This window comes from Buttiauxella cochleicola (assembly GCF_021282435.1).
Classification (GTDB): Bacteria; Pseudomonadota; Gammaproteobacteria; order Enterobacterales; family Enterobacteriaceae; genus Buttiauxella; species Buttiauxella massiliensis.
On record NZ_JAJSOT010000009.1, the window covers coordinates 20,366 to 36,500 of the forward strand.

The following is a 16,135-nucleotide window of genomic DNA, read 5'->3' on the forward strand; positions in this document are numbered from 1 at the left end:
TCATTCAACATAATAACCTTTATCTTATTAATCATAAATAGTTATATTTTCAATTATTTCATACTGTTATGTTACATTTTTACTGTTGAATTTGATGCTTTTTGATATCTTGTGATGTCCATTTTTACATATAAATGGCTGTTCTTTTTTGTTCGAAAAGTGAATACAATTAAAGGGTAGCTTGAGGGTGGTTATGGTTTTACCTTTAGCTAGTCGCCAATAATATTAAAGTTATTAAGGGTGGTTGTTAATTATTTGTTTGTGCGGGTTTTGGCATAAAAATGTGCGTGTTATTTTTAGCTAGTATAAATGTTAATTAATTACGGCTTTTGTTTTATTTCATAATATCTACCGCAAGATTCTTGCCCATTTAGCAATACATTCACCAAACCACATAAATAATTTACAAAGCATACTCAACGGGTTAAACACTTGGACTCTACAGCGAGCAATAGTACAGCGTATACCAATAAACGGTGGATTTTACCGCTGGTACTCCCGTGTCTGCTTTACTTACTGGCGCAACTACTTAGTAGTCATCGGTTTTTTGAAAACCAGGTATTGGTAGTGTATGACCTGAGATTAGCGGCTCTGACGGCTTTGCTTGTGTTGTTTGGCTACAGAGTCATTGCAGGGGTTACTCTGCTTGCCGTTTACACATTGATATACCGGCCAGAACCTGAAATCTATGACCTGTTTTGCTATCAGTCCGCAGCACTGATCAGTTACTACCTTTATAAACAGAGTACAGGCTGGCGGAGTGCGGCAAGTTTTGGGCGTATAAAACTCACTACCAAAAGAATTATCTGGCTATGTGTTTGTAATGTTTTGCTAAACACCGTTATGAGTGAAGTGATTTGTCTATTTACGACTTATCACACCGGCTCAAAAATGGTCTTTGATCATGTATTCAATGCGGAAACTCTGGTCAGAATACAAGGGATGATGAACGGGTGTGTTACCGGCATTCCCCTATTTTATACAGTGTTAAGGATTATTTGCCGTCCGAAGTATTGGTTTACTTGCGTAAGGACGATGAAGGCTCAGTTTTCTGCAGACGTGAGTCTTTCCCACTTTACCGCGTGGTCGGTAGTGCTGATTGCTCTGATGTACTGCCTGAACACTCCTTACCAGGGCTCGGTCTTATTCACGTTTTATAGCCTGATTTTAATCTTCCCGCTCATGCTGTGGAGTTCTGTTCGTATCGGCTATGTTTTCACGGCACCGGTCTGGACCGTGATGATGATCGTGCTGGCGAAGAACAACGCAAATTATATCGCGCTAAATGATGACTTCATGCTTCATCAGATGTTGGTTTCAACAGTCATTTTTATCTTTACCCTGACTATTGTCATTATGGGCGTTCTGGCGAGATTCAATACGTTACGCTTCGAGCAGTTGCTACATATGGGGCTCACAGACCCTATGACTAACATGCCTAATCTCCGGGCATTAAAAGCCGATGTAAAAGAATCCCCGAACTCTACGGTTTGCCTGATACAAGTTCCTGAAGTGGATCTGTTTGCCCGGCGCTATGGCACGCACTTTCGCGCCAGATACCAGAAAAAACTAGGCGAAACGCTGCGTACAAAGCTCAATGCCAATGAAAAGGTTTACTACCACGCGGGCTACGGTCTGTTGCTGAAACTCGAGCAGCCAAGCTGGGGAAGACTCAGCATTCTTTACAGAGCAGCGAATACGTTTCGTTATTCCCACAATAACCAGCAACTCGGTTTTCGTAGTGGGCTTGGCTATTGCCGTGCGACACAATTTTCCGACGACATTTACAGCCTGACAGGAAAGCTGGGTATCGTTTCCGGGCTATCGGTGGTGAGCGGTAAGCCTGAAAACCTCGAAGCACAGACCAGTCGCGCAATTGAAAACCATATTGTTGGCCGAACTGATATTCGTACAGTCTTACAGAGAACGCTGGATAACGATGCATTTGTCTTAATGGCTCAGCCTATCGTCAGTACCCGTGGCGAAGAGCGGTATCACGAAATACTGCTGCGAATGCTGGATGAAGAAGGTCGCTTTATTCCGCCGGATCGCTTCCTGCCGGTAGCAACTGAGGCGGGCCTGGCACCAGAAATTGATTTATGGGTGATTAAGAACACCTTAAAAAATATGCAGTTGTACCCTGACCGCTGTTTTTCAATCAACCTGACGCCGGTAACTATTTGTCGCGCAAGCTTTGTTAATAATGTTCAGCTATTGCTAACGCAGTTCGGGGTCGATCCACATAGGATCATCTTTGAAATTACCGAAGCGGACGCATTGTCTGATACTGAGCAGTCACAAAATACGGTGCGCTCGCTCAAAAGTCTGGGATGCCGGATAGCGATTGATGACTTTGGCACGGGTTTTTCCAGCCATGCTCGTTTAAGAGATGTCAGCGCAGACATTCTGAAAATAGATGGTTCTTTCATTCGTGAAATTACCGAGAACGAACTCAGCCGCTACATTGTTGAGTCGTTTTGTCATGTAGCAAGAATGAAGAATATGCAGGTCGTTGCTGAATATGTTGAGAATGAAAAAATTCAGCGGTGCCTGGAAAAAATGAACGTTGAATGGCTACAGGGCTATCACTTAGGTAAACCTGTGCCGCTACTGACGTTGGTATGAAATGGCTGAAAAACCGCTCCCTTTGGAATGATTTTTCTGGCCCTTACGCTCGCGTGTCCAGTGAGTACTGCACGTAGCAAGATATTAATTCGGCATTAATTTCACATTATCTAGATCACTGGAATCTCATGCATAAATTCTTAAACATGCAGCAACCTGCGGAAGCTGACGCCTTAGCTACTACGGAAAAATTTCTGACATCATGGCTGCATAAGTTGCAAATCGGTGTCGCCATGAAGTTGGGCCTGATGCTGGTTTCATGCATTGCTGTGTTGTTGGTTGGTGCATCCTTCCTGCTTTCGTCTTACCTGGCGACTCAGCTGCAAGATAATGCTCTGGAAGTTCTGCGTTCCAATACACGGATTTTCCACAATAACATCAACACCGAATACAAAAGGGTCCTGCGGGACGCTGAGCGTTATAGCAACGTATATATTAACAATTACCAGAATATGTCCCCGGCTCCGCTGCGTTCACTGGATGAAACTGCGCTTAAAGCTTTATTAAGTGATACCAATATTAATTCCCACTTCACTGAGTTAACCAGCGTATTCGCTTCCACCTTAGTGCGTGAAGGCGATCAGTTTGTGCGCGTTTCTTCGACCTTGCAGGGTAAAGAAGGAAAGATTGCCACTTCTACCGTTCTGAGCCATGACAACCCTGCATATGCTGCGTTAATCAAAAACAAACCCTTCTCTGGTGTAGTGGTGATTTACGGAAAACAGTTCATTAGCCACTACGAACCGATTGCCGATAAATTCGGCCAGGTTGTTGGGGCGGTGGCAATTGGTTTTGACGTTAAACTTGCTTTGCAGCCGGTCATTAAAGAACTGTTAGCGGTACACATCGGCGAGGGAGGTTACGCATACGTGCTGGATGCTGGATTTAGTCCTGGCACTATGGTCGCGCACCCGACTCTGGTGAATCAGCATGTTGAGAACCTTACCGACGCCCATGGTTATAAGCGTTACGCCGATATCTTAGCGCGTAAAAACGGCACGATTTATTACGAAACCGTCAGTGGATATGGTGCTGCTCCTCGCAAAAGAGTCGCGGTGTTCGAATATATTGATGGGATTAACTGGATCATCGCCACTACCAGTTATGTTGATGATGTTGCTCGCAGCAGCAACCTGGTACGCAATAGCCTGCTGCTTTTCAGCTTGCTGCTGATGCCAGTGATTTTGCTGTTGATTGCCGGAACCAGCCGAATCCTGATTTCCAAGCGCTTGAAGAACGTATTGAAAATTTCACAAGCGATTTCTCAGGGTGATCTCACCGTTGATATTCGTATCGATCATAAAGATGAAATCGGTGATTTGCTGAGCGCCAACGAAAAGATGCGGGCTTCTTTGCATGCACTGGTTGGCGGCGTTGTGTCCCATGCCCATCACGTACATGAAGCGGCACTAAAAATTACTGAGGCTGTTGATGGCCAGGCTTCTACTAGCGTTGAAACCTCTTCTTCGGTAGCAGAAATCACCTCGACCATGGAAGAGTTGTCAGCTTCTTCTACGCAGATTGCTGAGCATTCTCGCGCAGTGGTAGACATTGCCAATGTGACTCTTGATGACTGCAACAAGGGCTCCGATTCGATGGGTGAATTGCTCACTCGTATGTCTGATATCGACAACGACAACCAGCAAAGCATGCGCGAAATTATGATGCTGGGTAACAAGTCTAAAGAGATTAGCCGCGTGATGGTTATCATCAACAACGTTGCTGACCAGACTAAACTCATTGCCTTTAACGCGGCTCTGGAAGCTTCTAGTGCTGGCGAGTCCGGTAAACGTTTCTCAGTGGTTGCTGCAGAAATTCGCCGTCTGGCAGACTCAGTGACTGAATCGACCTTTGAGATTGAGAACAAAATCAGCGAAATCCAAAACTCGATTAATCGCCTGGTCCTTAACGCAGAGAAGGGCAGCAATAGCATTAAAGCGGGCACTAAAGCCTGTAAAGTCAGCGCTGACCGCTTACATGACATAGTAGCAACTGCTGAACAAACCTCTACCGCGGCTATGCAGATTTCTTTGTCTACTCAGCAACAGAAAACGGCAAGTAATCAGGTGGTTATGGCTTTGCGCGAAATCGTAGTTGCCAGCAATTACACCTCTCAATCAATTAAAGACATTCTGTCCATCAGCCAGGATATGACTCAGTTATCCGAAGAGTTGAACCAGGCCTCAGGGTCTTTCAAATTGACGGATAGACCTGATGAACAGGCCTAAAATTCGGGTGCTGATCGTCGATCACGGCAGCGTGTCGCGCAATGATCTGACTAGACAGCTTGAGAGCAATAAAAACATAGTGGTCGTAGGCCAGGCTGTGCATCGCGAACAAGCGGCGAGCCTGGTTCAAAAGATGGCTCCGCAACTTCTGGTGCTGACGTTAGGTGCGCCAGGTCCGGAAAACGTCGAAACCGTTGAAACGATTATGGCCACTTGCGCGATCCCTATTATGGTGATGCGTTACTATCCCGATGCGCAGTGGGATGCGGAGTTCATCACGCGTGGTGCCCTGGCTGTGGTAAACAACCAGGGTGAGTCGGCACAGGCGACTAAAGCGTTGCATCGCCAGGTTGAGATGTTGGTCGGTGTTAAGGTTATTCGCCATATCCAGGGGTTGCGTCAGCATTCCGAGGCTGCGTCGACAAATAATACTCTGACAAATAGCACGCCAGCGTCAGTCATTGCCGATACGTATCATCGTCAGTGGCCTTATGTGCTAGCAATCGCCTGCTCAACGGGTGGGCCGCAGGCGCTTAGCAAATTACTGCAGGCACTGCCTGCAGATTTTCCATGCCCAATTATTATTGCGCAGCATATTGCTGACGGCTTTGCCAAAAGCATGGTTGAGTGGCTGGATAGCGTCACTGAACTCCAGGTGCAGTTAGCCCAGGAAAATGATGTGTTATGTGCCGGCCACGTTTATATCCTGCCTCCTGAGCACCATCTGGTAGTCAAAAAGTATCATCGTTTGGCTGTTATACCTCGCAAGGCGACTGATGTTTACCATCCTAGCTGCAATTTGCTGCTGGAGTCTGTGGCTGAAGTTTATGGTGAAAAAGCGGTAGGACTCATCATGACGGGCATGGGTAGCGATGGATGCCGTGGCATCGAGGCTATCTTCCATAATGGCGGTAAAACGCTGGCGCAGGATGAAGTTTCTTCCGTCGTATTTGGTATGAATAAATTCGCCATCGACAAAAACGTCGTTCATAAGACACTTCCGCTGGAAAAACTTGCTGGTGCTTTGTTGGCTATGGCTCGTCTTGGGCAATCTGAGGGCAAACTGCCATGATCCCAAATATTGCGGCCTTTAAAACACTCATCAAGGATAGAGTGGGTCTGCATTTTTTTAATGGCATGGAAGGATTGCTTAATGCGGCATTGCAGCAGCGCATCTCTGAGCGCGGAAAAGAGAGCTTTGAAGAATACTATGAGATCCTCTGCGTCTCGACTGACGAATTCGATAAGCTTCTTAGCCTACTGACGATTAACGAAACGTACTTTTTCCGTGAGCCGGATGTGCTGGATATCATTTGCGATAAGCTGGTGCCGCGCATTCTTGAGCAACGCAGTGGCCCGGTGCGCATCTTAAGCGCAGGCTGTTCTTCGGGCGAAGAAGCTTACTCTCTGGCAATAAAGCTCCATCAGAAATACCACGATAAATTCATCGACAACGTTGAGATTCACGGCTGCGATATCGATACCAAAATTCTGGAAAAGGCTCGTGCAGCAATTTACTCCAGTTACTCTTTCCGTGGTGTCGATCCTTTATTGCAGCAAAGCTATTTCACACGCAACGGTAACCAGTTCCAACTGCATGATGTGATTCGTAATAAGGTGAAGTTTCACCGCGCGAACATTGTTAAAGAACAGCTTCAACCCACATTCGATATTATTTTGCTGCGTAACGTCTCCATCTACTTTGATGTCGAAACGCGCCGAGCACTGCATTTTAACCTGCTGAACATGCTGCAACCGGAAGGGGCGCTGTTTTTTGGTAACGCTGAAACGCTGGCTAATAATTTTGGCATCCTGAAGCTTAAACAAGAGTTCGGGAATTTCTACTTCTGCCAACCGAAAGCGGCGCGTACTCAGACTCCGGCAGTCAATGTACGACCACGTATTATTACTCCGGTTATTCCGGCCGCCGCACCTTTCATTGATGCTCCGGTTCCTTCCGCGCAGCAGTGTGATAGCTGGATTAAAAAAGCACTCGCCTGCGTTGCTGACAAACGCTTTTCTGAAGCAGAAGAGCTGATAGGTCAGGTGTTGAATAGCGACATTCATAATCTGGAAGCGCTGGTTATCAAAGGTGCCATTGCACTGGAGAAATGTGAGTTCGAGCAAACGGCTTTAAGTGCGAAACACGTGCTTGAGCTGGATGAATGGTCTGCGGAAGCGAAAATGCTACTTGGTTTGGCAATGATGTGGCAGCAGCATACCCAACAGGCGATTGCCTGGTTTAAACAGGTTGTTTATCAACAGCCTGGCTACTGGCCTGCCCATTACTACCTGGCGGAAATGTATCGACAAAGCGAGTTGTACCGCCCGGCTCAACGGACTTATCGCATTACTCTTCAATTACTCAACGCCGAAATGAGCAATACCGGCAACGCCACCGCATTGCGGCTGCCGCTGTCATTTCCGAGTAATTCTTTTCGTTTTCTTTGTGAACATCAGCTGGCGCAGTTCACCACTCAGGATGGGCAATAGAGAACCGTATGGCTATCGATCTTAAAAAATTTGTGCTGCGCTTTATTGATGAAGCAAACGGCCATTTACATACCGTAAAAGAGGGGGCGTTCCTGCTCTCATCTGGTCAAAATACCGACGCACAAATCGGAGAGATGTTCCGTGCGGCACATACCCTGAAAGGGGGCGCGCGAATGCTGAAATTGCAAAGCATCGCCGATGTCACCCATCAGCTTGAAGAGATATTAAGCGAGCTACGAGATAAGAAACTCGAGCCTAACCAAAGCCTTGGTACATTAACTCTTCAGGCCTGTGACTACATTTCAAACCAACTGGCACAACTGTCGGCAAGTGAAGGTAATAACCAGTTGCCTCCGGCAGATGTTGCATTGTGCGAGCAGTTAGCCCGCGCGAGCCGTGGAGAAATGGGCACAGAAGCTGATGAAGTGGTTAAAGCCCCGCTAGAAAAACCGGCCACTTTGCCATCGCTCGAAGTATTAGATGGTGGCTTAAAACAGGCCGGTTCGGTTCGCGTTAAGCTCGAAAAACTCGATGACCTGATTAACATCCTCGGTGAAGTTGTCGCCAGTCATGACCGTCTCGAGCAGCAAGTACACACGTTAGTCAATCTTGGGCCGCGGCTGGCACAAATGGATGTCGAACAACTGCGCAAGCAGGTTCTGCAATTCAGCCGCAAGCTAAAAGATGATTTCCAGGTTCAACATCTCCAGATGCATGAACTTTATGATGTTGCCACCACCATTCGTATGCTTCCGGTGTCGATGCTGTTTGAACCGGTCTCAATGCAGGTGCGGGAACTGGCATCCTCCCTGAATAAGCAGGTGGACTGCCGTATTTTGGGTGGTGAAGTAGAGATCGACAGGCAATTAATCGACAGACTCTCTGAGCCTTTAACCCACTTGCTGCGTAATGCCGTTGATCATGGTCTTTGCGAAGCACCAGAACGGTTGGCTGCCGGAAAGTCGGCGCGTGGCACCATCACCCTGACCACTCAGCAAGACGGGCGCGGTATTTTGCTGCGTGTGGAAGATGATGGCCGTGGCCTGGATTACGCGGCGATTCGCGCTAAAGCGGTGGCTCGTGGTTTGGTTGATGCGGCTGTGGTTGATCAGCTTTCAGAGCTGGAATGTAACGAGCTTATTTTCCACCCGGGTTTCTCAACCAGCAAGATTGTCACTGAATTATCCGGCCGTGGTGTGGGCCTGGATATTGTTCGCAAGACTATTGTGACTGATTTACAAGGCACGCTTCAGGTCCATAGCCGTCCTGGGCAAGGCACCACCTTTATTATCAGGCTGCCCATTTCTCTGGCAATGATGCGCATTTTGCAGTTTGAACAGCAGAACCATCTTTTTGGGGTTGCTGCGCAGTACGTCGTTGAAGTGGTTAAATATTCTCGTGATGAAATTCGTGATATTGCCGGGAGACCGGCAATTATTCTGCACAACGAATTTATCCCGGTTATCTCCGCGGCTGAAATACTGCGTATCAACGACAGGCCTGGAGTACATAACTCATCGGCCTCTAATGCGAATGACTTGCTGCTTATTATCATTCAGAACCAGTTTGGCAAGATGGCGATGCTGGTGGACAGCTTGCTCGATGAACGCAGCATGATGATTAAGCCTCTGCCGAAGCATATGCAGCAGCAGTCGCTAGTCTCTGGCATGGTTCTAAGCCCCGACAATCAACTGGTCAGTATCTTGCAAGTTCCAGTTTTAATGGAGATGGCACAAAAACAAGGGCAGCCACGGACCGCTGCACCTAAGCCACAAGTTCGACAGAACTCATGGCATGTGCTGATCGTCGATGACTCATTGAATACGCGTGAAATTGAGAAAAACGTTCTGGAAGCACACGGTTATCAGGTCACGCTCGCCGAAGATGGATTCTCGGGGTTACAAAAAGCGCGTTTAACACAGTTTGACGCAGTATTGACGGACGTAGAAATGCCTGTGATGGATGGATTCTCGCTCACTAAAGCATTGCGTGCCGAAGATAACTACCAACATATTCCGATTATTATCGTGACTTCACGGGCTAAAGAAGAAGATCGCCGCCGAGGGATCCAGGTGGGTGCGGATGCATATATAGCCAAGGGTGATTTCGAACAGGATAGCCTCATAGAAACATTAAAAATGCTTTTATGCTGAAGGCTTAAAAAGTGAGAAAAGAGATGCGTGTTTTATTAGTTGATGATGATTTGTTTGCTGCTGAACTGGCTTCGGTATTCTTGGAAATGAACGGCTATGAAGTGGTTCTTGCAGAAAGTGCAATGTCCGCATTAGCCAATCTTGATTCTGATGATGGAATCGACTTGGTCATCAGCGATTTCCATATGCCGGAAATTACCGGGCTGGATTTATTAGAGGTTTTGCGTGCCAACGGCTGGAAAAAACCTTTTATTTTACTCAGCGCCAGTGAGATGACTGACATCACTATCATTCCGGATTGCTGGGTGAAGAAAGACGAGAATATGGCTGAAAGACTGGTGGCTGTAGTGAATAAATTTCTCAAGCCAGATGCTGCAGCAGAGCAACTATAAATCATGATAAAACAAGAATTTATGCAAAGTACGATGAATACTGCCCAAGATAAAATCGCTCGCTTGCGTCAGCGCTTTTTGCAACGTATTCCCGTGATGCTGAGTCAGGCAGATGCTCTGCTGGCAAAATTAGTCACTGAACCGAACGAAGTGGATAGTAAGCAATTGCACCTTTTGTTGCATAGCATCCACGGAACTAGCGCGTCGTTTGGTTTCACGAAAATTGCCAGCCAGGCTGCTGAAGGTGAGCACCTGTTAGTGAGTCATTCTGTTTCGGATACGAAATACAGCAAGCTTGGCGAGATATTACGCCAGCTATATGCATTGACTGAAGAGCAGATGGAAAGCGCACGTCGTGGAGCAGACTCTTTAGTTAAGTTCCCGATAGCGGCTTCGACTCAGGAAGAGGTTGCGATTAATCGCACCATTAAGCCTGTTTATCTGTGTGACGATGAATGCGACCAGGCTGAATTACTGGCAACCCAACTTCGCTGTTTTGGCTTTATCTGTTATGTGTTTACCAACACGGCCGATTTTACCAAGGCGGTTTTATCACAGCCTCCATCAGTGGTCATTATGGATGTTAGCTTCCCGGATAACGCTTATGGCGGCCCGCTTGCAATGTCTGATCTGAGAGAGAAAGTCGGCACACCTTTCCCGGTGCTTTATCTTTCCTGCCATAGCCATTTCCACGCTCGCATTAATGCGATTAAAGCCGGCTGTGATGGTTACTATGTAAAACCCGCATCAACCACCGATTTAGTTCAGGAGTTGCACCGCTTAACGCAACCGTCACTGAAAAAACCGTATCAGGTTTTACTGATTGATGATGAGCCTGAAGTCGCGCAATACAATGCCGAGATGCTGCGTATGGCGGGGATGGAAGTGCATGTTCTTACGCAGATTCCACACTTGCTGAATGTTCTCAATACTCATCCGATCGATATTGTTCTGATGGATTTCCACATGCCGGACTACAGTGGCGAAGAACTGACAAAACTGATTCGTCAGATCCCACAACATATCGGTTTGCCTATCGCCTATCTCTCAAGCGAGACCAATAAGAAAACCCAGTTTGGGGCGATGAGTACCGGCGCGGAAGATTTTATTATTAAGCAGGCCGATCCGCAGGAGTTAATTAATGCGGTTTCGATTCGCGCAGAAAGAATGCGTACACTGCGTGCTCGCATGTCTCAGGATAGTTTGACGGGCCTCTATAACCACTCAACGACGACGCATTATCTGGAAAGCGCCATCACAGAGTCCAACTACAGCGGTATTCCATTTAGTCTGGTAATGGTCGATTTGGATCACTTTAAAAATATCAATGATACCTACGGTCATGTCGCGGGCGATCAGGTGATTCTGGGCATCTCACAGCTGTTTTCCCACCGTTTACGCAGCACCGATATTGTTGGGCGCTATGGCGGCGAAGAGTTTGCGATAATTATGCCGGGCACCACGCAAGAACAGGCAGCCGCAGTGGTTGAAAGACTGCGCCAGGGATTTGAAAAAATTCACTTCTCAGTCAACCAGACTAACTTCAGCAATACCTTCAGTGCGGGAATTGCCTCCTGGCAGCCGGGAGACAAAATAGAAACTATCCGCGAACGTGCAGACCAGGCTCTATATTCTGCAAAACAGCATGGCCGTAACCGTTATTGCATTGCCGATGATAAGGAAGTTGCATGAGCGAGCCATTAGAGCAAATACTCAGTCTCTATCAGGACGAAAATCGGGAAATTGCCAACGTTGATGAACCGCAGTGCAGCCTTGTTTTGTTTAAGCAGGCTGACAAAAATTTTGCTTTTTACGGTTCGCAAATAAAAGAGATTTTGGCTGAGCGCCCTATTTCATGGGTGCCGGGCTGCCCGCCTTCTCTTGAAGGGGTGATTAATTATCGTGGGCGCGTTGAATCAGTGATTAACATTAATCAGTTAATTGATGCCGCTGGTCAGGATGTGCCAGGCAAACGCACAATTTTTATTGGCCGGGGCAATAAAATGCAAAGCGGGATACTTATCGACAAATTAATAGATGTGCTGGATGTGGCTGAAAGCCTGATTCTTCCTGCCGCTGATAATTTATCTGCTGGTATGCAAAAAGTGGTGGTCGGTATTGTTCCTGTAGGCCACGAGTATTTTGCGCTACTGGATTTGAATTTAGTCTTTGAGCGTTACCTGGAAACCAGTGGCTATGACTCACTCGCTTAGTCTTGCGGCAGTGCGAATCACCCTCGGGAAGATGCATTTTTATATCCCATCATCGCAGGTGCAGCGCTGTGTGCTGGCGGGGCCCGATACACCGGATATACAGCAATTTAGCCAATGGCTAGGGTTGCCAGATGAGCCACAGAGCGGTATGCATCTGCATTTATTAGTTCCTGCAAGTAACGTCGCAAAAGGTTGGTACTTCTGGGGAGAGCTGGAAAATGTGGTACTACGGCCAAATGAAATACTCCCGCTACCCGTGATATTGCAGCAATGTTGCAAATTACCTGGGCTGCGCGCGCTGGTGCAGGATGAAAGCCTGAGTCCGTTATTAAGCTGGCGGTGAATATTGCGCCGCCCGCTCTCTTCGTTATCACTACGTCAAATTCGCAGATAACTCCCTGAACTACACGTTTCTTCAATCTTGTGAAAAATGAATCCATCCAACGAGTGGCAGACTCCCAATAGTCATATTTGGCAGGGGAAGTCGTACTCAAAATATGTTAAAAACATGCCCATCTGAGATTTACATCTGTGCGATTAATTAAAAAGGTATACCCGATTTTATGTCTGACAATCTTATCGAGCGTATTTCCACCGCGTTAGAATCTGAATACACACTTGAGGGGCTTGTCCGACAGCTGCTGGAAATGCTCGAATTGGTTACCAACATGGAGTCAACTTACCTGACTCGTATTGACCCGGACGGCAGTTTCCAGCATATCCTCTTTGCCCGTAATACCCATCATATGCAGATCCCTGAAGGCCTTTCGGTTCCTTGGGGTGATACGCTTTGCAAGCGCGCGTTAGACGAAGGAAAGCGTTACACCTGCGATGTGGCCAATGTTTGGGGGGATTCGCAGGCCGCGAAAGCGTTAGGCATTACCACTTACGTCAGCACGCCGGTAACACTTGCGGATGGTTCTTTATATGGCACGCTGTGCGCAGCCAGTTCCGAGCATCGCATTTTGACCGAGCGTAGCGAACAAGTGCTGCAACTCTTTGCACAGCTGATTGCGCAACAAATTCAGAATGAACAGCTTTTGCAGCAGCTCCAGCAGGCAAATGCCGCGCTCACTACCGCCAGCTATACTGATGAGCTGACTGGGCTGCCTAACCGTCGAGCAGTATTTGAAAAGTTACCAAAACTCTTTTCTCAGGCTCGTCAGGATGCGCGTTTTGTGTTGCTGGCTTTTGCCGATCTGGATGATTTCAAAGAAATTAATGATGTTTATGGCCACGATTCTGGTGATGACTTCCTCTGCGCCATTGGGCAGCGCTTGCAAGCAGGTGCCCGGCCTGACGATATAATAGGGCGAGTCGGTGGTGATGAGTTTATCGTGGCCGGTATTGGTCCTAAAGAGTACGGCATGGCGCTACAGGCAGCGCAGGCATTCAAAATTCGCCTCTCAAACTTGCTGACTGGCGAGTATCAGCTACATTCCAGTGTGATTAATTATGCAGGCCCCAGTATTGGTGTTGTTGCAATCAACCCAGAGCTAACCGATCACGATCAGGCGTTGCGCGAAGCTGATGCCGCGATGTATCTCGAGAAAGATCGTCGCCGGGGTTTATAACCTTTCCAGAAAAGCAGTCACAACGTTGCGGAGATAATGATGAAAGATGTCGTGATAGTGGGGGCTGCACGAACGCCCATTGGCTGCTTTCAGGGGGCTCTGTCACCACGTAGCGCTTCGGAGCTGGGGAGTGCGGTGGTTAAAGCGCTACTAGAACGCAGCGGCGTAAGTGAGCAAGAAGTTGATGAAGTGATCCTGGGGCAGGTTCTCACTGCGGGAGCCGGGCAAAACCCTGCGCGCCAAACCGCACTGAACAGTGGTTTGCCGTGGTCTGTTTCCGCTATCACCATTAATGATGTTTGTGGCTCCGGCTTAAAAGCGCTTCATCTTGCGACTCAGGCGATTCAATGTGGTGAAGCTGACGTAGTGATTGCTGGTGGACAGGAGAATATGAGTCGCGCTCCACACGTTTTGGCCGATAGCCGTAACGGTGCTGGCCTGGGGAATAGCCAGCTCATCGATAGCCTTGTTCATGATGGATTGTGGGATGCCTTCAACGATTATCATATGGGCGTGACGGCTGAAAACCTTGCGCGTGAATATGGTATCAGCCGTGAAAGCCAGGATGCCTATGCTCTGGCATCACAACATAAAGCGCGGGCAGCGATTGATGCCGGGCGTTTTAAAGATGAAATTGTGCCGGTGGCGTTTGAGACTAATAGCGGAAAACTGGTGATTGTTGATACCGACGAGCAACCACGCACCGATGCCAGTGCCGAAGCTCTGGCACAATTGCACCCAACCTTCGATATTCAAGGAAGCGTAACCGCGGGAAATGCCTCTTCTATTAATGACGGTGCCGCAGCAGTATTAATGATGAGCGCCAGCAAAGCCGAAGAATTGAATCTGCCGGTGTTGGCTCGTATCAAAGCTTTTGCAAGCGTTGGTGTTGATCCCGCTTATATGGGCATTGCGCCAGTCACCGCGACTCAGCGTTGCCTTGAACGCGCGGGCTGGAAGCTTGAGGAGCTTGATCTTATCGAAGCCAATGAAGCCTTTGCGGCGCAGGCACTTTCGGTGGGAAAAATGCTTGAATGGGACGAGCGCAAAGTGAATGTTAACGGCGGTGCGCTGGCGCTAGGGCACCCGATTGGCGCGTCCGGCTGCCGGATTCTGGTGTCGCTGGTGCATGAAATGATCAAGCGCGATGCCAAAAAAGGGCTGGCGACGTTGTGTATTGGCGGCGGGCAGGGCGTGGCGCTGGCAATAGAACGCGACTAATTTCCTATATTAATTTTGATTATTGATTTTTAAGAACACCGCCTTATGGGCGGTGTTTTTTCTTTTACAGAGGTCACACTTTCACTCCATTTTATTTAACTGCGTCACACCCCCCCCTGTTACTCATTTTAATTGATAAGCGTCCACCCATTTTAATTTCATTTAAGTCCTCAGCTTTTTCTTGTGTAAATAAATTTAAATATCATTGAAATGTGTACCAAATGAAGTTTTTGGTTATTTTAATGTGATGTTTGTCGCCAAATATCAGGTGCTGTTGGTTGTTTTGTTGATAGTCATCACGAAGATTACCAGATGTTAATTTCGACATAAATATTTACGATCTCGATCACTAAAATAATGTTCATTTAAAAATAAAATCCAGTTTCATAATAATGAAACGATATTTCAATGAGGGATTTATTTATGTTGAAGAAAACTCTGGGTCTGGCAATGTTGATTGGTGCTTCTTTTGCAGCCCAGGCTGTAACCGTCGACTTACGCCATGAATTCATTGACGGTGGTAAAACGGACTCAACCAACGCCGACCGCGTCTCAGTTTCACATCGTTTTGCAAATGGTTTTGGTTTCTCTGTCGAAGCGAAATGGAAATCAGGTGGTGATAATACCGATCAGCCGTTTAGTGACTTTGTAGGTAATGGCCATGAAGAAGCCATTAGTTGGCAATGGAAAGCGGATAAAAATTTCTCTGTAACACCTGGTTTTAATATTGAAAGTAACGATAGCCGTTCTATCTATAAGCCAAACTTACGTGTGCAATATAGCTTCGATAATGGCTTCTATGTTGCTGCTCGTTACCGTTATGATTACACCCGCTACCCGGCTAACGCTAAGAAAGATGACGATAAAGTCAACCGTGGTGATGCATGGGCAGGCTTCGTGATGGGTGACTGGCGTACCGAGCTAAACTATGTTTACGCACGTAGTGAAGAGGGTAATGCTCGTAATAACAACAAGCCTTATTCTCAGGAATACAACGTGAAGTTGGCTTATAAATTGGATAAAAACTGGGCTCCATATGGTGAAGTCGGTAACGTTGGGGTAAATGATCGCGACGATCGCCAGACGCGTTTACGTGTCGGTGTTGCGTACTCCTTCTGATAGTTTAATCCTTTAATAATCCTCTCCCAGCCTCTGCTATTAGCAGAGGCTTTTTTATATTTGAATAAGATATAAAGTGATTAATTTTAAGTACACAGCCAATACCTTAAATAAATA

Annotated in this window: 12 protein-coding genes; all 12 read left to right on the forward strand. The window is 47.2% G+C overall.

Annotated elements, in window-relative coordinates; all coding sequences use genetic code 11:
• Positions 1–561 precede the first annotated feature (561 nt).
• The 12 genes from LVQ77_RS18400 (at position 562) to LVQ77_RS18455 (ending at position 16,018) form a co-directional block, all read left to right on the forward strand.
• Positions 562–2,625 (forward strand): sensor domain-containing phosphodiesterase, encoded by a 2,064-nt coding sequence (locus LVQ77_RS18400; RefSeq protein WP_255666916.1) that lies wholly within the window; start codon positions 562–564, stop codon positions 2,623–2,625.
• A 128-nt stretch (positions 2,626–2,753) separates the two neighbouring features.
• Complete coding sequence (locus LVQ77_RS18405; protein ID WP_232865789.1) at positions 2,754–4,853, forward strand: methyl-accepting chemotaxis protein; 2,100 nt, start codon at positions 2,754–2,756, stop codon at positions 4,851–4,853.
• Positions 4,840–5,925, forward strand: coding sequence for a chemotaxis protein CheB (locus tag LVQ77_RS18410; protein ID WP_232865788.1), 1,086 nt, complete (start codon positions 4,840–4,842; stop codon positions 5,923–5,925). Before LVQ77_RS18405 ends, LVQ77_RS18410 begins: the two co-directional genes overlap by 14 nt.
• Positions 5,922–7,346 carry a CheR family methyltransferase gene (locus tag LVQ77_RS18415; protein ID WP_232865787.1) on the forward strand — a complete coding sequence of 475 codons (1,425 nt, stop codon included), beginning with the start codon at positions 5,922–5,924 and terminating at the stop codon, positions 7,344–7,346. Before LVQ77_RS18410 ends, LVQ77_RS18415 begins: the two co-directional genes overlap by 4 nt.
• 8 nt (positions 7,347–7,354) lie before the next feature.
• Entirely contained in the window at positions 7,355–9,499 is a 2,145-nt protein-coding gene (locus tag LVQ77_RS18420) for a hybrid sensor histidine kinase/response regulator (RefSeq protein ID WP_232905186.1), read from the forward strand.
• A gap of 11 nt (positions 9,500–9,510) precedes the next feature.
• Positions 9,511–9,891: a response regulator gene (locus tag LVQ77_RS18425; protein ID WP_232905187.1), complete on the forward strand. Its 381-nt coding sequence runs from the start codon at positions 9,511–9,513 to the stop codon at positions 9,889–9,891.
• A 33-nt stretch (positions 9,892–9,924) separates the two neighbouring features.
• Positions 9,925–11,583, forward strand: a complete 1,659-nt coding sequence (locus LVQ77_RS18430) for a diguanylate cyclase (protein ID WP_226811984.1) — start codon at positions 9,925–9,927, stop codon at positions 11,581–11,583.
• Positions 11,580–12,104, forward strand: a complete 525-nt coding sequence (locus LVQ77_RS18435) for a chemotaxis protein CheW (RefSeq protein WP_232865783.1) — start codon at positions 11,580–11,582, stop codon at positions 12,102–12,104. The genes LVQ77_RS18430 and LVQ77_RS18435 overlap by 4 nt, the downstream gene beginning before the upstream one ends.
• The gene (locus tag LVQ77_RS18440) at positions 12,088–12,447 is read left to right on the forward strand and encodes a hypothetical protein (RefSeq protein ID WP_232905188.1); all 360 of its coding nucleotides are present in this window, start codon (positions 12,088–12,090) and stop codon (positions 12,445–12,447) included. The genes LVQ77_RS18435 and LVQ77_RS18440 overlap by 17 nt, the downstream gene beginning before the upstream one ends.
• A 220-nt stretch (positions 12,448–12,667) precedes the next feature.
• Positions 12,668–13,678: a sensor domain-containing diguanylate cyclase gene (locus LVQ77_RS18445; protein ID WP_232905189.1), complete on the forward strand. Its 1,011-nt coding sequence runs from the start codon at positions 12,668–12,670 to the stop codon at positions 13,676–13,678.
• Positions 13,679–13,717: 39 nt separating this feature from the next.
• Entirely contained in the window at positions 13,718–14,899 is a 1,182-nt protein-coding gene (locus LVQ77_RS18450; protein ID WP_151993235.1) for an acetyl-CoA C-acetyltransferase, read from the forward strand.
• Between the two features lie 423 nt (positions 14,900–15,322).
• Positions 15,323–16,018 (forward strand): oligogalacturonate-specific porin KdgM family protein, encoded by a 696-nt coding sequence (locus tag LVQ77_RS18455; protein ID WP_064513498.1) that lies wholly within the window; start codon positions 15,323–15,325, stop codon positions 16,016–16,018.
• The last annotated feature ends 117 nt before the right edge of the window (positions 16,019–16,135 follow it).